The sequence below is a fragment of the Paraprevotella clara YIT 11840 genome (assembly GCF_000233955.1).
Taxonomy (GTDB): domain Bacteria; phylum Bacteroidota; class Bacteroidia; order Bacteroidales; family Bacteroidaceae; genus Paraprevotella; species Paraprevotella clara.
This window is the reverse complement of record NZ_JH376618.1, coordinates 143,670-162,044: the sequence shown is the minus strand read 5'-3', so window position 1 is coordinate 162,044 and position 18,375 is coordinate 143,670. Positions and strand designations below refer to the sequence as shown.

Annotated in this window: 21 protein-coding genes; 9 read left to right on the top strand and 12 right to left on the bottom strand. The window is 45.7% G+C overall.

Annotated elements, in window-relative coordinates; genetic code table 11:
• The first annotated feature begins 74 nt into the window (after nucleotides 1–74).
• From HMPREF9441_RS13850 to HMPREF9441_RS13840, 3 genes are all read left to right on the top strand, one after another.
• Nucleotides 75–728, top strand: coding sequence for a type II restriction-modification system restriction endonuclease (locus tag HMPREF9441_RS13850; RefSeq protein WP_008622274.1), 654 nt, complete (start codon nucleotides 75–77; stop codon nucleotides 726–728).
• 1 nt (nucleotide 729) lies between these two features.
• Complete coding sequence (locus HMPREF9441_RS13845; RefSeq protein WP_008622273.1) at nucleotides 730–2,409, top strand: class I SAM-dependent methyltransferase; 1,680 nt, start codon at nucleotides 730–732, stop codon at nucleotides 2,407–2,409.
• A 104-nt stretch (nucleotides 2,410–2,513) separates the two neighbouring features.
• Nucleotides 2,514–2,912: a hypothetical protein gene (locus HMPREF9441_RS13840; protein ID WP_244949780.1), complete on the top strand. Its 399-nt coding sequence runs from the start codon at nucleotides 2,514–2,516 to the stop codon at nucleotides 2,910–2,912.
• A gap of 70 nt (nucleotides 2,913–2,982) precedes the next feature.
• Here HMPREF9441_RS13840 and HMPREF9441_RS13835 read toward each other — a convergent pair whose 3' ends face one another.
• Genes HMPREF9441_RS13835 through HMPREF9441_RS13825 form a run of 3 tightly spaced genes read right to left on the bottom strand, consistent with a single transcriptional unit; the run spans nucleotide 2,983 to nucleotide 5,641 of the window.
• Complete coding sequence (locus HMPREF9441_RS13835) at nucleotides 2,983–3,750, bottom strand: MBL fold metallo-hydrolase (RefSeq protein ID WP_008622271.1); 768 nt, start codon at nucleotides 3,748–3,750, stop codon at nucleotides 2,983–2,985.
• Complete coding sequence (gene murB, locus HMPREF9441_RS13830) at nucleotides 3,747–4,787, bottom strand: UDP-N-acetylmuramate dehydrogenase (RefSeq protein ID WP_008622270.1); 1,041 nt, start codon at nucleotides 4,785–4,787, stop codon at nucleotides 3,747–3,749. The genes HMPREF9441_RS13835 and murB overlap by 4 nt, the downstream gene beginning before the upstream one ends.
• A gap of 8 nt (nucleotides 4,788–4,795) precedes the next feature.
• Nucleotides 4,796–5,641, bottom strand: a complete 846-nt coding sequence (locus tag HMPREF9441_RS13825; RefSeq protein ID WP_008622269.1) for a DUF4348 domain-containing protein — start codon at nucleotides 5,639–5,641, stop codon at nucleotides 4,796–4,798.
• A 130-nt stretch (nucleotides 5,642–5,771) separates the two neighbouring features.
• Here HMPREF9441_RS13825 and pheS point away from each other — a divergent pair, with 130 nt between their 5' ends.
• The 4 genes from pheS (at nucleotide 5,772) to HMPREF9441_RS13805 (ending at nucleotide 9,039) form a co-directional block, all read left to right on the top strand.
• Nucleotides 5,772–6,791 (top strand): phenylalanine--tRNA ligase subunit alpha, encoded by a 1,020-nt coding sequence (pheS, locus tag HMPREF9441_RS13820; RefSeq protein ID WP_008622268.1) that lies wholly within the window; start codon nucleotides 5,772–5,774, stop codon nucleotides 6,789–6,791.
• Between the two features lie 6 nt (nucleotides 6,792–6,797).
• Nucleotides 6,798–7,994, top strand: a complete 1,197-nt coding sequence (locus HMPREF9441_RS13815; RefSeq protein WP_021980598.1) for an MFS transporter — start codon at nucleotides 6,798–6,800, stop codon at nucleotides 7,992–7,994.
• 284 nt (nucleotides 7,995–8,278) lie between these two features.
• On the top strand, nucleotides 8,279–8,461 hold the full coding sequence (locus tag HMPREF9441_RS13810; RefSeq protein ID WP_008622266.1) for a hypothetical protein: 183 nt from the start codon (nucleotides 8,279–8,281) through the stop codon (nucleotides 8,459–8,461).
• Nucleotides 8,462–8,664: 203 nt separating this feature from the next.
• On the top strand, nucleotides 8,665–9,039 hold the full coding sequence (locus tag HMPREF9441_RS13805; RefSeq protein ID WP_008622265.1) for a thioesterase family protein: 375 nt from the start codon (nucleotides 8,665–8,667) through the stop codon (nucleotides 9,037–9,039).
• A gap of 115 nt (nucleotides 9,040–9,154) precedes the next feature.
• On the opposite strand, the gene HMPREF9441_RS13800 is transcribed toward HMPREF9441_RS13805, so the two are convergent.
• From HMPREF9441_RS13800 to HMPREF9441_RS13775, 6 genes are all read right to left on the bottom strand, one after another.
• Nucleotides 9,155–9,727: a hypothetical protein gene (locus HMPREF9441_RS13800; protein WP_008622261.1), complete on the bottom strand. Its 573-nt coding sequence runs from the start codon at nucleotides 9,725–9,727 to the stop codon at nucleotides 9,155–9,157.
• A 95-nt stretch (nucleotides 9,728–9,822) separates the two neighbouring features.
• Nucleotides 9,823–10,734, bottom strand: coding sequence for a dihydroorotate dehydrogenase (locus HMPREF9441_RS13795; RefSeq protein WP_008622259.1), 912 nt, complete (start codon nucleotides 10,732–10,734; stop codon nucleotides 9,823–9,825).
• Nucleotides 10,722–11,498, bottom strand: coding sequence for a dihydroorotate dehydrogenase electron transfer subunit (locus HMPREF9441_RS13790; RefSeq protein WP_039865351.1), 777 nt, complete (start codon nucleotides 11,496–11,498; stop codon nucleotides 10,722–10,724). Before HMPREF9441_RS13790 ends, HMPREF9441_RS13795 begins: the two co-directional genes overlap by 13 nt.
• Before the next feature lie 341 nt (nucleotides 11,499–11,839).
• A complete protein-coding gene (locus tag HMPREF9441_RS13785) occupies nucleotides 11,840–12,337 on the bottom strand; it encodes a helix-turn-helix domain-containing protein (protein ID WP_244949778.1) in 498 nt (165 codons plus the stop codon).
• A 764-nt stretch (nucleotides 12,338–13,101) separates the two neighbouring features.
• Nucleotides 13,102–14,121 (bottom strand): DNA polymerase III subunit delta, encoded by a 1,020-nt coding sequence (holA, locus tag HMPREF9441_RS13780; protein WP_039865363.1) that lies wholly within the window; start codon nucleotides 14,119–14,121, stop codon nucleotides 13,102–13,104.
• A 24-nt stretch (nucleotides 14,122–14,145) separates the two neighbouring features.
• Complete coding sequence (locus HMPREF9441_RS13775) at nucleotides 14,146–14,922, bottom strand: AMP nucleosidase (protein WP_021980591.1); 777 nt, start codon at nucleotides 14,920–14,922, stop codon at nucleotides 14,146–14,148.
• 70 nt (nucleotides 14,923–14,992) lie between these two features.
• On the opposite strand from HMPREF9441_RS13775, the gene HMPREF9441_RS13770 reads away from it, so the two are divergent.
• Nucleotides 14,993–15,445 (top strand): type I restriction enzyme HsdR N-terminal domain-containing protein, encoded by a 453-nt coding sequence (locus tag HMPREF9441_RS13770; RefSeq protein ID WP_008622251.1) that lies wholly within the window; start codon nucleotides 14,993–14,995, stop codon nucleotides 15,443–15,445.
• A gap of 118 nt (nucleotides 15,446–15,563) precedes the next feature.
• On the opposite strand, the gene HMPREF9441_RS13765 is transcribed toward HMPREF9441_RS13770, so the two are convergent.
• The 3 genes from HMPREF9441_RS13765 to HMPREF9441_RS13755 all read right to left on the bottom strand — a co-directional run bounded on the left by HMPREF9441_RS13765 (nucleotide 15,564) and on the right by HMPREF9441_RS13755 (nucleotide 17,798).
• Entirely contained in the window at nucleotides 15,564–15,818 is a 255-nt protein-coding gene (locus HMPREF9441_RS13765; protein WP_008622250.1) for a hypothetical protein, read from the bottom strand.
• A 24-nt stretch (nucleotides 15,819–15,842) separates the two neighbouring features.
• The gene (locus HMPREF9441_RS13760) at nucleotides 15,843–16,526 is read right to left on the bottom strand and encodes a hypothetical protein (protein ID WP_008622249.1); all 684 of its coding nucleotides are present in this window, start codon (nucleotides 16,524–16,526) and stop codon (nucleotides 15,843–15,845) included.
• 708 nt (nucleotides 16,527–17,234) lie between these two features.
• Nucleotides 17,235–17,798, bottom strand: a complete 564-nt coding sequence (locus tag HMPREF9441_RS13755) for a Crp/Fnr family transcriptional regulator (protein WP_008622248.1) — start codon at nucleotides 17,796–17,798, stop codon at nucleotides 17,235–17,237.
• Nucleotides 17,799–17,946: 148 nt separating this feature from the next.
• Here HMPREF9441_RS13755 and HMPREF9441_RS13750 point away from each other — a divergent pair, with 148 nt between their 5' ends.
• Nucleotides 17,947–18,267: a DMT family transporter gene (locus HMPREF9441_RS13750; protein ID WP_008622247.1), complete on the top strand. Its 321-nt coding sequence runs from the start codon at nucleotides 17,947–17,949 to the stop codon at nucleotides 18,265–18,267.
• Nucleotides 18,268–18,375 lie beyond the last annotated feature (108 nt).

Here is an 18,375-nt window from a genome sequence, read left to right as displayed (position 1 = left end):
TCCCCGAAACAATCCTAACCATTATATCCAATTTTTAAAGTATATTTCTTATCTTTGTTTATCAAACTTATTTTATGAATCAAAAATTAAATACAAAACACTTAATAAAAAGTGCAAAAGAATTTTGTGCCACACAAAGTAAGGTCTACCGCACTGAATTATATGGCATAACTGATGGGAAAGCAGTGGGAACATTCGTAGAGCATTTATTTAAAGACTTTTTAGCACAACGTTATGATTTAACGATTGGTAACTCTGCGAGTGGTTTGGACTTACCTTCTATAAATACGGATATCAAAGTGACTTCAATTAAACAGCCTCAATCAAGTTGTCCGTATAAAGATAGCAAACAAAAAATTTACGGTTTAGGTTATAATCTCATTATCTTTGTATACAGAAAAGAAGATGATGATATACAAAGAAAAGGAATGTTGGATTTCCTCTCTTGTACATTTGTAGATTCAAAACGTACTGCCGACTACCAAACCACAACAGGGTTACGGAATATAATCAACAATAAAGGGAACGTCGACGATATTTATGCTTTTCTATCCGACCATAAAATACCTGCAGATGACGTGACGCTATATAACATGGCGGAAGATATTCTAAAACGACCTCCAGAAATAGGCTACCTAACGATTTCCAACGCTTTACAATGGCGGCTTCAATATGGAAGAATTGTATCTTTAAATGAAAACATTCCAGGTATCACCCGCATTATATAATATGACAGCAAACAGTTGTATAGAAACCATAAGAAATCTACCCCAAGCATCGGCCAATGCCCACATGCAAAGGCTTTGCGGCATCTCTCACTTCTTTGAAGACGGCTATGATTTTCATTCAATCATACACTCCCCTGCCATTGTAAGAGAAGACAAAGAAGAATACGGTGACTGGCAAACCAATCAAGACTTGGCATTGTCCATATGCCATCTGTTAAAAAAACAAGGTATCCGTCCACAAGTTATTATAGAACCGACATGTGGAAAAGGACACTTCATATTGGCTGCCTTACAAACATTTGACAACATCGAGGAAATATATGGAATAGAAATATATAAACCCTACTTACAAACTTTGAAATTGGATATTCTCCAACATTACCTTGACCATCCGCAAGCCAGCAAATCCACCATCCATTTACTGCACCGGAATTTTTTTGATTTTGATTTCCAACCTATCAAAACATCCTTCAAAGGAAAGGATATATTGGTCATAGGAAATCCCCCTTGGGTTACAAACAGTAAATTAGGAGAGATACAAAGCAACAACCTTCCTCCTAAAAGCAACTTTAAAAAAGCCAAAGGTTTGGAAGCAATAACAGGAAAGGGAAACTTCGATATTGCCGAATACATTTGTATTCAAATGATAAAGCTTTTATCTGGAGAACAAGCGCATTTGGCTTTGTTACTAAAGAATTCTGTCATTAAAAACATAGTTGCCGGACAAAATCAAGAACAATTCCCCATAAGGCGTATCGAACAATATAACATAGATGCCAAAAGGGAATTCGGTGCCACTGTGGCCGCTTCCCTTTTGCATCTCACAATGGGAGACAATGGTGCCCAACGCTGCCAAGTGAATGACTTCTACACATCAACCCCTTCACATGAATATGGATGGGTAAACGGATGCTTCGTTGCCGACGTATCCTCCTACGAACAATACAAATACATAGATGGCACTTCACCTTTGAAATGGTGGTCCGGAGTAAAGCACGACTGCGCAAAAATCATGGAACTGACGTTACAAGACGGAAAGTGGGTAAACGGATTCGGACAAGTTGCAGATATAGAAGATACAGCCGTCTATCCGTTAATCAAAAGTTCCGATATAAAAAAAGATAAGACATCCACATCACGTAAATTTATCATCATAACGCAAAAATCCACATCAGAAGAAACCGAATGGCTGAAATCCAAATGCCCTAAGACCTATCAATATTTAATCGAAAACGCAGAACTTTTAGACAAAAGGGGCAGTAGTATATACCGAAACCGACCACGCTTCTGCCTTTTCGGCATTGGAAAGTATTCCTTCAAAAGATACAAAGTCGTAGTTTCCGGACTTTACAAACATACCTATTTCACTTTGGTTGAAAGTCCCAATGGAAAACCTATGATGTTGGATGATACTTGTTACTCCTTAGGATTTGACGAATACGATAATGCATTTGCGGCACAGTGCCTGTTAAACAGCATTCCCATACAAGCATTCATCCGTTCTCTACTTTTTTCTGATGCAAAACGGGTTATTAACAAGGATTTACTAATGCGTATCGACCTATTAAAAGCGGCACAACACTTAAAGGGAAAAGACATTGGACTAAATGAATCCATTTGGAACCGTTTTATTTCCTTTCTCAAACTGAATGCCATCCCCAAACAACATTCTTTGTTTTGACAGCTTCATATAAATGTATTATCTGCCAAAATGGCAGTCTGAATCCTTACAAGAATCCCGTATTTCCACCCTTTCGGCTCACCGGACGGAAATACGGGATTCTCGTGAAAGAACACTTTGACATAAAGAAAGCATTCGACACTTCCCTCGGACAAACCGACACGAAACCGAAGCCTCTATCCTTATGGCAAGAGACAAACGGTCAGCAAAAAGCAAAAATCACTTTCTTCAGGCAAAGAAATCTCGCATGGAAAAAAGAAGCAAATAGAAAAAACAAAACTGAGAAACGAGGCTTTCCTTCCCGTCACAGCCCGTTTTTATACCATTTGAGGCGCCCCCGAAAATCAATCTCAGCCAAACGAAAAATCGCTTTCAGCCGAACGATTTTTCGTTTGGCGCAGAAAAGCGGAGATACTTACGCCGGAAAACAGCATAAAAACCGTATAAAAATTCATTTTGAAGCATTTTTTCTTTCCAGAACAACCTTTTTCCCGTTTTTTTAGCGCCTAAAAACAATAAAAGTCTGCCATTTTGGCAGACTTTGAACATCCTTTTATAAAATCCTGTCGCTAATCACTCCCCTTCCACATCCACCACCAAACCGTCGTAAGCCATCCGTACGCCTTCGGGCAGGCGGTCATCCTCCACGGCATGCAAATCGATATGGTGCCCCATGTGGATGAGGTAAGTGCGCGGCACACATAAGCGGCGGGCAAACGCACAAGCCTCCTCTATCGTCTGGTGGGAATAATGAGGCTCGTGACGAAGACCGTTCAGGATGAGCAAATCCAACCCTTGAAGGTAATCCAACTCGCTGTCCGCTATCGTTTTCATGTCCGTAATATAAGCCATGCGCCCCACACGGTAGCCCAATATGGGCAGCCGGGCGTGCATCACTTCTATGGGAGTGACCTGCAATTCCCCCACCCGGAACGCTTCGTGCGGACGGACGGCATGAAGCCGGAGCTGGGGCACGCCGGGATATTTATGCTCCACAAAACAATAAGGCAGGCTTTGGCGCAACTGCCCGCCCGTACGCTCCGACGCATAAAGCTGCACGTCGCCGAACACGCCGAAAGGGCGCAGGTCGTCTATCCCTCCCACATGGTCGTAATGTTCGTGGGTAAGCAACACGGCGTCTATACGACGGAAATCCAACGGCAGGATTTGTTGGCGGAAGTCCGGGCCGCAGTCCAACAGGATTCTTGTCTGCTCCGTCTCCACCAATACGGAAGTCCGCAAACGTTTGTCACGGGCGTCCGTACTGCGGCACACCTTGCACGAGCAACCGATTTGCGGCACTCCCGTACTCGTCCCCGTACCCAAAAACGTGATTTTCATGCGCATCCTCCTATAATGTTTACTTCCGGACTGATGGAAATGCCGAAGCGGGACAGCACGTCCGCACGCACGGCTTCGCACAACGCCAGGATGTCGCGCCCCGTCGCGCTGCCCTTGTTCACCAACACCAATGCCTGCCGGTCGTGCACCGCCGCCCGTCCGAGCGACCGCCCCTTCCAACCGCACCGCTCGATGAGCCATCCGGCCGGTATCTTCACCCGTTCCGCGTCCACCTCATAATGGGGCACGTCGGGATAATCCCCTTTTATCGCCTCATAGACCTCGCGCGGAACCACGGGATTCATGAAAAAGCTGCCGGCATTCCCCTGTACCTTCGGGTCCGGAAGCTTGGCCTTGCGTATGGCAATCACCACACGGCGCAAATCCTGCGCCGTGACCTCCTCCGGACGAATGCCCTCGGCACTCAAAGCCTCACGTATCCCCCCATAATCCAGGTTCGGGCGAAATGTGGCCGACAACCGGAAATGCACGTGCGTCACCGCGTAACGTCCGCGCCACTCTTCCTTAAAGATACTTTTCCGATAAGCGTAACCGCATGCCGAAGCATCGAACATCCTGACTTCGCCGTCCCGTAAACCGACGGCCTCCACCGCTGTAATCACATCTTTGGCTTCCGCCCCGTACGCACCGATATTCTGCACCGCAGAGGCACCCACTTCGCCCGGTATGAACGAAAGATTTTCCAGGCCGTAGAACCCATGCTCCACGCAGTAGGCCACCAAATCATCCCACACAACGGCCGCCCCCACACGAAGCCGTATCCCGTCCGGCCGTTCCTCACACTCGATTCCGCCGATGGCGGAATGCAGCACCACGCCCTTGAAATCGGACAGGAACAAAAGGTTGCTCCCGCCGCCGATATGCAACACCGGCACGTCGGGACAGTCCGCCCGCAGGCGGCGCACGACTTGCCGCAGGTCTTCTACGCTGTCGTATGCGACAAAACGGTCTGCATACGCTTCGATGCCGAACGTGTTATGAGAAAGTAACGGATAATTATATTCTATTCTTGCCATAAAGCGGTTTAATTTTCGTACGAAACCAGTTTCCACTCCCCGTCTTTCTTCCTGAAGTCGAGGATGTCCATCAGTCCATTAGAGATTCCGGCCTTCACCAGAATCATACCATCCGAATTGTCATACGTCTGGCCGTAACGGATATTGGTAATGACCCCATCCGGCAACTGGGGTTTGAAGGCATCCCACTGGTCGTGATCCAACGTGCCCTCTATCGTATTGAAATCATCATCGGGGTCTGTCGTGACGTAGCGCAAAGGATTCGACACGCTTCTTTGCTGAAAGGCGGCATCCGACACAAATCTCCTGTAGAAATCCATGAACTTATCCAAGGGTTCGGCGGCCGTGAAATCACGTATGCTCTCCTGCGTCAACCGCCATTCCCCTTTCAGCCGTTGGAAACGACACGTCTTGACCAACCGTTTTTCCAAATGGATTTGTTCTACATCCACCCGGTTCAGATCCGTACGTTTCTCCAGTTCCATCTGTTCTTCATCATTATAAAATACGGTATAATAATCCTGGTTCATGAAAAGCGATTCGTATTTCCACTGCTTCTCCGTGAGCCACGCCGTATCTCCCCGTACAATCGAAAGCAATGGAAATTCGACACGTTCGAGCTGGACTTTTTTAAGACGGGCAAACTCAAAAATAAAATCATCAAAAAGTTCATCAGCCCTTTTAGGCAATTCCTCGTCCGACGACCCGGATGAGAAAATAAGTGAATCTGGCGAATCAAACAATGAGTCGATAACCGAGTCGTCTGCATAGTCTACTTCCGAGACCGCCTTTTTTCGGTCGCATGCCGCCAGCACAGCCGACAACACCACGCACCACACAAAATTTTTTCTCATACCAACACAGGATAAAATCCTCTTTAAAAAACATGCAAAAGTACACTTTTATTTTCAATACCGGCAAGTTTTTGGGGATAAATGATTACCTTTGCAGAGTTTTTTAAAGCGAACAATATCTTAGAAGATTATGATAGCAAAAATCCAAGAACTTCTGGAAGAAGTCGAGAAACTGAAAGCCTCAAATCTTGAAGAAGTAGAAGCGTTGCGCATCAAATACTTGAGCAAGAAAGGAAGTCTGAACGCCCTGATGGCGGACTTCAGAAATGTCCCTGCCGAAATGAAGAAAGAGGTGGGAATGAAACTGAACGACCTGAAGGCCAAAGCCCAGGAAAAAATTGCGGCTTTGAAGGAGGCTGTGGACACGCAAGACTGCGGCACCGGCGAATTGGACCTGACCCGCACGGCTTACCCCGTCTCGTTAGGTACGCGCCATCCGCTCACCATCGTGAAGAATGAGATTGTGGATATCTTTTCGCGCCTCGGCTTCACACTGGCCGAAGGACCTGAAATCGAGGACGACTGGCACGTGTATTCGTCGATGAACTTCGCCGACGACCATCCTGCCCGGGACATGCAAGACACCTTCTTCGTAGAGGCTCGTCCGGACATCGTGCTCCGTTCACACACGTCCTCCGTACAGGCCCGTGTCATGGAAAGCCAGCAGCCTCCCATCCGCGTGATTTGTCCGGGACGCGTGTACCGCAATGAGGCCATTTCAGCCCGTGCACACTGTTTCTTCCACCAAGTAGAAGGACTGTATATCGACAAAAACGTCTCATTCACCGATTTAAAACAAGTCTTGTTGCTCTTCGCACAGGAAATGTTCGGCAAAGACACGAAAATACGTCTCCGTCCGTCTTATTTCCCCTTCACGGAACCGTCTGCCGAAATGGACATCAGTTGCAACATCTGCGGCGGAGAGGGTTGTTCCTTCTGCAAGCATACCGGATGGGTGGAAATTCTCGGATGCGGCATGGTAGACCCGGCCGTACTCGAAGCCAACGGCATAGACAGCAGCGTCTATACAGGATATGCTTTCGGCATGGGTATCGAACGTATCACCAATCTGAAATACCAGGTGAAGGATTTGCGCATGTTCTCTGAAAACGATACCCGTTTCCTGGAAGAGTTCAAGTCCGCCAACTAAAGCCACGTGGGAGACAGATTAGTCACACGCAGCTTCATTTGTATACTTGCAGCCAATTTCCTGCTTTATTTCGGATTTTGGCTGCTTGTTCCTGTTTTGCCTTTCTATCTGAAAGAAACTTTCTCTTGCGGAGAGGCGGCCGTCGGTACCATCCTAAGTTGCTACACCGTGTCGGCCTTGTGTACGCGCCCCTTCATGGGATATCTGTACGACGGATTTGCCCGCAAACCCATCTACATCATGGCCTATCTGCTGTTTACGGCCATTTTTGCCGGTTATGTCCTGACAAGCCTGCTGGCCGTATTCATCCTCTTGCGTGCCGTCCACGGCGTGGCATTCGGCACGGTTACCGTAGGCGGCAACACGTTGGTCATCGACATCACGCCTTCCAATCGCCGGGGAGAAGCCCTCGGATATTACGGACTCACCAACAACGTGGCCATGAGCATCGGACCGATGACAGGCCTGTTCCTGCACGATTCCCATTTAAGCTATGAACATATTTTCAGCATCGGACTGCTTACCTGTGTCCTTGGTTTTCTGGCAGCCGTTTCCGTCAAAGCGCCGCGGAAGGTTCCGGTCAAACGTCCGCCGGTTTCGCTCGACCGCTTCATCCTGCTGAAAGGCATTCCCGCCGGCATTGCCTTGCTCCTGCTTTCCATTCCCTATGGGGCGACAACCAATTATGTGGCCGTTTATGCCCGCGAAATAGGGCTTCAGGTACCCACCGGTTTCTTTTTCACCCTCATGGCTGTGGGGATGGGTATCAGCCGTATCTTTGCCGGAAAGTTCGTGGACCGCGGATACATCACCCAGACTATTTCGTATGGTTTTTATGTAGTCATTGCGGCATTCTTCCTGCTCTCCTGCTGCTCTACGGTCATTGCTTACAGCGAAGCATGGTGTTCTTTCATATTCTACCTCGTACCCTTCATGCTGGGCATCGGGTTCGGTGTGATGTTCCCGGCCTACAACACACTGTATGTCAACCTCGCCCCTAACAACCAGCGGGGAACCGCAACCAGTACTTATCTGACTTCATGGGATATAGGTATCGGTCTGGGCATTTCCACGGGCGGTTACATCGCACAACAATATGCCTTCGATGCCGTCTATCTGTTCGGCAGCATACTTTGCGTGGCTTCCATGCTGTTTTTCAACCTTTACGTCAGCCCTCATTACCATCGCAATAAAGTACGTTAAAACCGGTTTTGCCCTATTTTCATGCCATTTTGTCAGCAATCACTGTCATTCTTGTCGTCTTTGTAACCATAAAGCAACAAACGGGATATAATTTCTTGATATACGTCAATTATTTCCTCTTATTCTTCAAATATAGGAGGCAAACTCTTGACCTGCGGCCTTTTTGGTTATAACTTTGCAGTGTCATAAGAAGAAAAAAGGTTATTAGAAAGATTAAAAGAACTCTCTGAGGTAGAGGTTTTGAAAGGTAAAAAAGATTGTTTAATTAAAAAGGTAAAAAGATTATGATGACAATGGGTATTATGCTGTTTGCCGTAATACTTATGGCAGCAGTACTTTTGGTACTTTTCGCTGTAGTAATGTTGGCGGGTATGCACAAAGAATCCAAGTTAAACCGGGACTTCTTTATGTCCAGCACGTCCATGCAATTCGGCAAGGGCGGTTTCCAAACCGGAACGGCTTGCTAAGTGCCACTAAAAAAGAAAATGTAGAAAAAGCAAATCTCGATTAAAAGTAAAGAAACGGGTTACAGGCGGATGAGGATACAGGTTCTTCATTCGCCTGTAATCGGTTTTATCCCTCCCGTCCTTCCACTTTTCTATAAAAACACACTCCGGATTTTATTTTAAATTCGTATTTTTGTCCTGTCATTATCAAACAGCAAAAACAAATGGAAATAGGATTGACACACACCAGTACACTCACCGTCGAAAACAAACATCTGGCTATCCAGGCAGGTAGCGGAGACTTGGAAGTCCTGGCCACGCCCGTTATGATGGCCTTAATGGAGAATGCGGCCATGCTGGCTGTAAAAGAGGCTTTGGACGAAGGTATGACAACCGTAGGAGGACATATCAGTTCCTCTCACCTCAAACCTACGGCTTTGGGCAAGACCATTACGGCCACGGCCGTACTAACCGGAATTGAAGGACGTAAACTGACTTTCAAGGTCATAGCCGAAGATGAAACAGGAACCATCGGAGAAGGAGAACATCTTCGCTTTATAGTAGACCGCAAGAAATTCATGGCCAAATTGCAAGGATAAGGCAAACGTTCCGAACCGTACAGACGGACGAAACACACGTTTCTCTTTGACATAAAATAAAAGCGCAGAAGTCCTTTCCCGAACTTCTGCGCTTTGCTTTCCGAACAAATTAAAATCACTTGCTGACTTGCATGAGAGAATCTACATTTACAGTTCTCACACATTTCGGAATCTTCTTATAAACTTGTACGCTGTCACTCCGGACATCGGCACCGTTACGATAAGAATAGCCCGCACTCCAATATCCATAATCATTCCAATAACGCTCATAGTTACGCAACGTAAACCATGTGGACGAATACACCCCATCCATATAGCCCTCGAAATAATCGGGAGACAAACTGTAATCACGGATATTGCAATCAAGTTCCGGATTATCGAAATGCAGGTAAATAATGCCGTCTCTTACCGTCCAAGTAAAGTAATGCTCGACAATTTCCACCCGACCCCGCCAGCCGTAATAGTAATCCGTTTCGTAACCATAGCCTTCGGTGTAACCTCCATAGTCCTGAGGAATAAATTCCAAGTCGGAACCAATGGCCGGCTGACCGTCCACCATCATTCCCAAATTACCGAACCAACGTCCTGAAAGCATGTATCCCCGGTAATCATCGTCTTCTTCGCACCCGCTGAACACTGCTACCAAGCAGCAGACCATAAGGAATTTGCAATATTTGAACCATCTCATAATTATGCTTGTTTAAATGTTTATAATGCAAATATACATATAAGTCTCTTTATTATGCAAAGAAAAACCCGACGGGAAGATAGGGAAAATCCTATTTACTCTCCTAAAGCACCGATAATTTCACGTACACTGCGACAACCGTGCCGTTCCAGATATTCATCTATCCCTCGGGCTACCTTTACCGTTACAGCCGGATCTATGAAATTAGCCGTCCCGATTTCTATGGCCGAAGCTCCCGCCAAAAGAAATTCTATGGCATCACGCGCATTCATGATTCCCCCTAAACCTACTACGGGTATCTTCACCGCTTGGGCTACCTGCCATACCATACGTAAAGCCACGGGCTTCACAGCCGGACCACTCAGCCCCCCGGTGGCTATGGACAATACCGGGCGGCGTTTTTCGATGTCGATAGCCATTCCCATCAACGTATTGATAAGACTCACGGAATCCGCTCCGGCGTCTTCCACACTACGAGCTATGTCTGCCACATTCGTCACATTCGGAGACAGTTTGACAATCAAAGTCTTGTCATACGCCTTACGCACGGCTTTTACCACAGCCGAAGCCCCTTCGGCTGTCACGCCGAAAGCCATCCCCCCTTGCTTCACGTTCGGACAGGATATGTTCAGTTCTATGGCCGGAATGCGCTCCAGTTCGTTAATGCGTGCGGCACACTCCGCATAGTCCTCGCAACACGAGCCGGAGACATTCACGATCATGTTCGTACGGATGTCTTTAATTTGGGGATAAATATGCTCGCAAAAATAATCCACGCCCTTGTTTTGCAGCCCCACACAGTTCAACATCCCTTGAGGCGTCTCTGCCATGCGGGGATAAGGATTACCTTCACGAGGCTTCAATGTCGTACCTTTTACAATGATTCCGCCGATATCTTCCAAGTTCACAAAGTCTGCGAACTCAAGACCGTACCCGAAAGTGCCGGAAGCGGTCATTACGGGATTTTTCAGTTGTAACTTCCCTATATTTACACTTAAATCTGCCATAACAATCTATTCGTATTGAAAACGGGTCCCTCTTTACACACACACAAATGCCCTTCCGTAGTATTCTCCACGCAACACAAGCAGGCACCCACTCCACAAGCCATCATATTCTCCAACGAAACTTCGCACGGTATGCCTTTTGACTTTGCATATCGCGCTACGGCCATCATCATCGGTTTGGGGCCGCAGGTGGCTATACGGTCAAAATGTTCACGTTGCCACACGGAATGCTGCGTTACAAAACCTTTCTCTCCCTCGGAAGCGTCCTCAGTCGTGATATACACATCACCCAATGCCCTGAACATGTCCAACTGCATCAAGTCTCCCGCCGAACGGCCGCCCAATAAGAAAGCAGGCCGACAGCCAAGCTTCACCATCTCTTTTCCCATGAAAAGCAATGGAGCCGTACCGACACCGCCTCCCACCAACAGCACTTTCTCATCACCGGACGAAGGCATCGTAAAACCGTTCCCTAAGGGCATAACCACATTGAGTTTGTCTCCTACTTCCAGAGCTCCTAAGTTACGGGTTCCGTCTCCTATTTCATGAATCAGAAACCAAACCTCATTTTTCTCTTCGTCTACGTAATTGACAGAAATAGGACGCCGTAAAAAGGTCGTTTCCGAACCGTCTACCTTCAACTCGGCAAACTGGCCGGGACACATCTTCGGCAGAGGTTGCTCATGCGTAAGCTTCAACAACGCATATCCTGCCCGTAAATGCTCATTAGCCGTCAGCGTCAAATCCAAAATATATTTTTTCATCTTATAAAATAGGTATATTCCAAATGGTATATCAAACTCCTGCAAAGATAGTGAAAGGTGAGTGCAGAGACAAATGAAAACGAAGTTTTCTCATTTGGCTTTGCCGAACCGAATCCCATCTTCGCGATAGCAAAGATAACGCAAGGTGAGTGCAGAGACAAATGAAAACGAAGTTTTCTCATTTGGCTTTGCCGAACCGAATCCCATCTTCGCGATAGCAAAGATAGGCAAGATGAATGCTGAAACAGATGAAAAACAAGGATAGAAATGTGTATTTTATCCTAAAGGCAGAAGCCATAACAAAGAGATGGCTATAAAATTGTCCTGATTCTTCTTTTCAATCAACTAAAAACTTCAAAAGTTCCATCATCGAAGAAAATTCTTATCTCCGTAATCTTACGTTGAGGTTTGTCTACATACTTTACCACCTCGCGCATCACGGGAATTTGCCGATTCTGGTCATCCACGTCTTTGATATCTTCCATTCGTGCCCATGCGGCATAGTGTTCAGGATCTGAAATGTCGAAGAGCATAGGTTCCCCCTTCGTATCTATAGGAGCTTTTTCCACATCGCTTCTAATCGTACTTTCCCCTCCGTCGGCACCATCTTTAGTTTCATCCGAAACAGTTGTATACATATCACCTTCTCCAAACATCAACCAATTTATATTGATATCAGGAAAACGGCGGTGAATCGCACTCACATGATTGTTCGTCGGGTTGGTTTTACCATTGAAGATATTTGACAGGGATGCAGGAGACACCTCAATAGCTTTAGCAAACTCTTGTTGAGTCATGTTTTCCCTTCTCATGATTTGCAATATTCGTTCCTTCATCATTTTTTCTATTGCCCTTTGTTTTTCTCTCTCAACAAAGGCGTTCTTTACGTTTACAAAGGTAAAAACAATAATTGGAACAAGCAATAAACATAAACCATAAAATTAAATTCATCTCTATAAATATTTAAAAACAGAAACATTTATCTTTATAAACCCTATAAGGATATTCTTGATATTTATAAACATGAAAGCCCATTTTCTCATTCATCTAATTTATAGAAAACCTTCATTTACCTGAACTAAAAAACTGGCTACTCACAGCTTATTACACATATATTGTGGCACGACATGCAGATTCAGAATCTCTATGCATAAAATGCCGTCATCTATTATAATACCCTCACAGCAAACACACATAATCAAATGGTTTACAATAAAATAAACAACAAATCATCTTAGTGAATAAACATACATTTATAAAATCAAAACCCAAATTACACTTATATAAATATCTGTTATTCTCAATATAAATTCAGAATTTACTATCGTAAATCCACATACAAACTATAAAAACATAAATCATAAATACGAAACCAATAAATTAAATTCACACTCATGAATACTAATAAAACATAATGTAAATCACCGGAAAATGAAAAAATGCTCTTTTTTTCAATACTAAAAAATTCCGACCCGATGGCAAGGACGGGCCGGAATTTTGAAATCTCAGGAAGCGAAAAACGAGCTAACCTCCTATAATCAAATACTATAACTTACTTTTTAACAGTTTCGGAAAAGCTTCAAATAAATTAAAAACAGCCGTTTTAGTGCAAAATAAAGTAGGCTAACTCCTTCAAAAGATCGCCGGGAGTGGCGATTGTATTACCCAAACCTTTCGATTTAGCGTCCGTTTCACGTAGTTTCCCAATTATCTGCATCACTTTCACCCCCGAATACTTTTGCATGGCGGGAAGTATATTCCGCGCCACCTGCCAACGAGGTTGCTCTACCCAATCGGCTATCCCCTCTTCCGTACGTTGCGGCGCATAATAGGCAACCATCAGGTTGCTGAAAAAACCGAACATGACGGAAAGCGTAAGCTGCAAAGAAAAGTTTTTGGGATTGTCGTTAAAATATTTCACGATACGGTTTACTTTAAGTACATCCTTGGCAACCAACGCAGACACCAATTCAAAGTTGTTAAAATCCTTGCTTATACCGACATGCTGCTCCACAAAGGCAGCACCGATACGCGTCTCCCCTTCCGGCAAAGCCAACATCAGCTTGTCCAACTCCCCCGAAAGGCGGGACAGGTCACTCCCCACAGACTCACAAACCATCATCACGGCATTTTGTTCCATCGCCACCCCCTTACGGCGCAAATAGGTCGTGACAAATCCCGGGAGCTGGCTATCATACAATTTTTTGGACTCAAACAAGACTCCTGTCTTCTGTATATCCGCCGCCAACTTTTTCCTTTTATCCAAAACGCCATGTTTATGGCAAAAAATCAGCACCGTAGAGGTCTGCGGATGCTCCAGGTAAAAGGAAAGACGCTCTTTTCCGGGTAAACTCTGTGCCTCCCTCACCAAAACCACCTGCCGTTCCGCCATCATCGGGAAACGCTTTGCCGCATTGATGACTTCGTCGGCCGTCACGTCCGTGCCGTAACAAACCGTGAGATTAAAATCCTTCTCTTCCTCCTTCAATGCCGTGTCTACGATAAACTCGCTCACCTTATCTATATAATAAGCCTCCTCGCCCATCAAATAATAAACGGGCGCGAAATTGCCCGCCCTTACGGAACGTACGATTTCATCATACGTCACCCCTTCTTTCTTCACTGCCATCTGCTTTTCTCTTTTGGATTACCAATCATATTTCAGGTGTTTCACTGTTTTCCGTTCACCTATTATCAGTTTCAACGCCTCTATTCCTATAGTGACATGCTCCGGCGCAAAGTTATGCGTCACTTCCCGGTCGCTCTCTGCCGTTTTTACCCCCTCGGGCATCATCGGATTGTCCGATACGAGCAGCAAAGCCCCGGTCGGGATGTGGTTGGCGAAACCGCATGTGAACAGCGTAGCCGTCTCCATATCCACAGCCATGGCACGGGTGTCTTTCAGATACTCCTTGAACTTTTCATCATGCTCCCATATCCTACGGTTCGTAGTGTACACCGTGCCCGTCCAATAATCGCGATGGGCATCCCGTATGGCTGTCGACACCGCCCGCTGGAGCATGAAAGCCGGCAACGCAGGCACCTCGGGCGGATAATAATCGTTCGATGTCCCCTCTCCGCGGATTCCCGCCAAAGGAAGAATCAAGTCTCCCAGTTTCGTTTTAGAAGAGATTCCCCCACATTTGCCCAAGAACAGGCAGGCTTTCGGCTCGATTGCACTTAGCAAATCCATAATAATGGCCGCATTCGGGCTCCCCATTCCAAAGTTAATGATAGTGATATTCTCCGCCGTAGCCATCCGCATGTTCGCCCCATAACCGGGCTGAGGAAGCTTAAACTGTTCACAGAATATATCTACGTAATTATTGAAATTGGTCAGCAAAATATACTCCCCGAAGTCGGACAAGGGATGTTGTGTATAGCGTGGCAACCAATTTTCCACGATTTCCGCTTTCGTTTTCATTGTTTTTGCGTATTTTTGTTTCCACTTTACCCCGCAAAAGACAGAGGGGTATTCCATGCAAAGTTAGCAAATGATTACGTTAAACCTTCCACAATATCCCATAAAAGTGACAAAGCGGGACGGCCGGACGGTCGTCTTCGATGAATTGCGCCGCAAATATGTGGCTCTCACCCCGGAAGAATGGGTGAGACAACATTTCGTGCATTACCTCGTCACCCACAAACATTACCCACCAGGCTTGGTGGCCAATGAAATCTCACTCATGTTGAACGGCACGGCCAAGCGTTGCGACACGGTGGTCTACGACCGGCAAGCCCGTCCGCGCGTCATTGTGGAATACAAAGCCCCACACATCGAAATCACCCAAAAGGTATTTGCCCAGATTTCGCGTTACAACATGGTGTTACGCGTAGACTATCTCATTGTCTCCAACGGCCTGCAACATTATTGTTGCAGGATGGATTACGAAACGAACTCCTGCAAGTTCCTGCCGGACATTCCTGAATATGGAGAGATTTTATAAGGGCTTTCCCTCACGATAGGAAGCATAAAAAATGCCTTCCACCTTGTTTGCTTCATTGAATGGCAAAACAAAGGGGAAGGACTTCGTTGCAGCACAATCAACAAAATGCGCCCGAAGATTACAAAGTGGACTCGGAAAAGTCCAATTCGTATATGACTTTGCCGGACTTGTCGCGGCTGAACTTGCCTACGGCAATAAGTTCCGGAAAATCCTCCGTCCAAAATGGGACTTCTACCTTTCCGCCTTCCGACACATCCAATGTAGCCAGAAGCTTTTCAGCCTTCTCGCAGCACAACGTTTCCAACGTCTCCATGCTGTCCGTTACCTTGCCGCAATGGACAGCCATTTCCTTTTCCAAATTCATTCCTTTCATAAAATTCTCTTTTTAAATCGGTTATTATAAATCTTCACCATCGGCATGATTGTATTCATTATCATAATATATCACAATACGGTAATCATTGGCATCCTTAGAAATCATAAACCAAACCATTTTTTTTGACCAGTACTTATCTGCCATGTAATATACCAACACGGGGGTTTGCTCTATCTTTTCTTCCAAAGTCAGACTGTCCCAAGATGTATCTTTCAGCCCTGCCTCAGATAAAGCAAGCGTTCTTTCCTCCTCCGACAGTGTAATCACATCTTTTGGTGACTGGTAATAAGCAGATTGGTATCTTTTATTATTCACCAACATCTCATAACCTATTTTCTCTTCTTCTGGTAATTCCGGATTATCATTCAAAGGCGCATACTTCTCATTTTTAGAGAACTGCCTACACAAGTCATTAAAACGAAATTTTATATTCGCCTCATCTGTCGCCCATTTATCCCTTACCGCAACACGCCACACCTTATTATTATTGGTGGCAATAAGCAAGACAACCTCACGGCCATTAAACTCCCCTTCCATCCAACCCAACAAACTGTTTCGCTTAAAACCTTTGGCTTGTAGTTTCCGTACCATTTCTGCCTCAGTCCCGTCCACAGGAATACCGAGAAACTGCGTCACGTCCTTCTGTGCGAAAGCGTACACGCCCAACATCAAAAACATCAAGAAAGAAAAACACCTCATTTTCATGATTTCCACATTTTAACTTTCCGCCCAACTCCCCTGCCGGAATCCATAAAAAGTTTGATTGTGTACATATACGAAAAAAGCGCGGGAGTCTGTACCTGTTGCTCGTTCCGCTACTCAAGGCTCTCGCATTGCCCATCACTGTCTGAACGAGCAACGCAGAAGCCCACGCCGATATGTTTATATATACGTCCCCTCTATCCATGCAACACACATGGATACAATAGAGGCTTATATAAAACACACCCACAGGGCATCTACCGTTGCTTTGTCTTCGACAGTGATTAGAACTTGCGAGATTCTGAGTAGCCAAAGAATCAAAGCGTCAAGTAAACGCCTTCTTTATATATGCAGTCCCACGCTACTCCCACCTCCGACGAGGCTTCCGCATGGATACGCACGACAAATATACGGAAAATAATCCAACAATCTGAGATTTTCTTTCCCGGAAATTCAGTTATCCGATTAAGATATTGTATTACAGTATTTTACGAACAACAAAAGAATACAAAATCATTCACCGCAGAACGGTAAATCAATCTCAGGCGAATGAAAAATCGTTCGCCTGAGATTGATTTTTCATTCGCCTGAGAGTAATTTTGCACACTCCCGGAACCCGGATTCCAAGCGGGAAACCATGCTTTTTGTTTTACAAACTAAAAATATTTTCCTTCGCCCAACCCTATTACGCCCCAGGAACATACGCGCCCGTCATCTTAACTCCGCCCTTATCCGGCTCAGGCTGACCGGCGTAATGCCCAAATAGGAGGCAAGGCATTCCAAAGGCAGACGGAGCAGCAGCTCCGGATTGTCGCGAAGCAATTTACGGTAACGCTCCGAAGCCGTGGTGAACAACAAGGGAATAAGGCGTTCCTCGGTCTTCAACAATTCCTTCTCCGCAAACTTCCGCCCCCAGTTGGCAATGTGAACGTCTTCTTCAAACAAACGGTAGAGCTGTCCCCGTTCCAACATGTACAACACGGAGTCTTCCATCAATTCTATGGTTTCATACCCTTTTTCATCGTTCACAAAACTTTTCATCGACATTAGCGTGCTGCCTTCCGCACCTATCCAGAAAGTGACCTCTTTCCCGTCTACGGGAAGATAAGCACGGGCTATGCCTTCGGACAAAAAGAACACATTACTTTCCACCTTCCCTGTTTCCGTCAACCGGAAACCTTTGGGACGGTCCACACGGGTAAGGCTCTCTTCCAGTTTCTCCAACGATGATTCCGGCAAGGAATGTATACGACTGATAATGGTACGAATATCCATAAACACGAACAACTGAAATTAAATCTTGGGTAAAGATAGGGAAAAACATGCGTTTCCTCCCACTTTACGGTCATTTCTTATCAAATGTAAAGTAGATTTCCGGATGCAAGCCTTACCTTTGCGCGTCTAATAAAAACATTTTTAAGATATGAACTGGATTGCATTGATTGGAGCCGGATTATGCGAAGTGGCTTTCACTTTTTGCATGGGCAGACTAAAAGGCGTTTCCGGCTGGGAGTTTTATTCGTGGCTGCTGGGTTTTCTCTGCTGCATGTCACTCAGCATGTATTTACTAATCAAGGCTATACAAACGATTCCAATAGGAACCGCCTACCCGATATGGACTGGTATAGGAGCGGCCGGGACGGTCTTGTTGGGCATTCTTTTCTTTCATGAGCCGGCTACGTTCTGGCGTCTTTTCTTTATCTCCACCCTGGTGATTTCCGTAGTAGGACTGAAAATGGTATGAGGGTTTGGAAACGGGAAGAAGGACGGCCGTATTAAAAAACGCGCCTGCGACACGATTGTCGCAGGCGCGTTTGCAAATCTTTCCTGAATATGCCCAAAGGCGATATAC

Coding starts and splice junctions, on each gene's coding strand:
- HMPREF9441_RS13845 (WP_008622273.1), top strand. CDS start 730: ATGACAGCAAACAGTTGTATAGAAACCATAAGAAATCTACCCCAAGCA.
- HMPREF9441_RS13835 (WP_008622271.1), bottom strand. CDS start 3,750: ATGAAAATCACGTTTTTGGGTACGGGGACGAGTACGGGAGTGCCGCAA.
- HMPREF9441_RS13775 (WP_021980591.1), bottom strand. CDS start 14,922: ATGAAAACGAAAGCGGAAATCGTGGAAAATTGGTTGCCACGCTATACA.
- HMPREF9441_RS13805 (WP_008622265.1), top strand. CDS start 8,665: ATGGAAATAGGATTGACACACACCAGTACACTCACCGTCGAAAACAAA.
- murB (WP_008622270.1), bottom strand. CDS start 4,787: ATGGCAAGAATAGAATATAATTATCCGTTACTTTCTCATAACACGTTC.
- HMPREF9441_RS13770 (WP_008622251.1), top strand. CDS start 14,993: ATGATTACGTTAAACCTTCCACAATATCCCATAAAAGTGACAAAGCGG.
- HMPREF9441_RS13790 (WP_039865351.1), bottom strand. CDS start 11,498: ATGAAAAAATATATTTTGGATTTGACGCTGACGGCTAATGAGCATTTA.
- HMPREF9441_RS13750 (WP_008622247.1), top strand. CDS start 17,947: ATGAACTGGATTGCATTGATTGGAGCCGGATTATGCGAAGTGGCTTTC.
- HMPREF9441_RS13800 (WP_008622261.1), bottom strand. CDS start 9,727: ATGAGATGGTTCAAATATTGCAAATTCCTTATGGTCTGCTGCTTGGTA.
- pheS (WP_008622268.1), top strand. CDS start 5,772: ATGATAGCAAAAATCCAAGAACTTCTGGAAGAAGTCGAGAAACTGAAA.
- HMPREF9441_RS13765 (WP_008622250.1), bottom strand. CDS start 15,818: ATGAAAGGAATGAATTTGGAAAAGGAAATGGCTGTCCATTGCGGCAAG.
- HMPREF9441_RS13850 (WP_008622274.1), top strand. CDS start 75: ATGAATCAAAAATTAAATACAAAACACTTAATAAAAAGTGCAAAAGAA.
- HMPREF9441_RS13825 (WP_008622269.1), bottom strand. CDS start 5,641: ATGAGAAAAAATTTTGTGTGGTGCGTGGTGTTGTCGGCTGTGCTGGCG.
- HMPREF9441_RS13760 (WP_008622249.1), bottom strand. CDS start 16,526: ATGAAAATGAGGTGTTTTTCTTTCTTGATGTTTTTGATGTTGGGCGTG.
- HMPREF9441_RS13810 (WP_008622266.1), top strand. CDS start 8,279: ATGATGACAATGGGTATTATGCTGTTTGCCGTAATACTTATGGCAGCA.
- HMPREF9441_RS13785 (WP_244949778.1), bottom strand. CDS start 12,337: ATGATGAAGGAACGAATATTGCAAATCATGAGAAGGGAAAACATGACT.
- HMPREF9441_RS13755 (WP_008622248.1), bottom strand. CDS start 17,798: ATGGATATTCGTACCATTATCAGTCGTATACATTCCTTGCCGGAATCA.
- HMPREF9441_RS13795 (WP_008622259.1), bottom strand. CDS start 10,734: ATGGCAGATTTAAGTGTAAATATAGGGAAGTTACAACTGAAAAATCCC.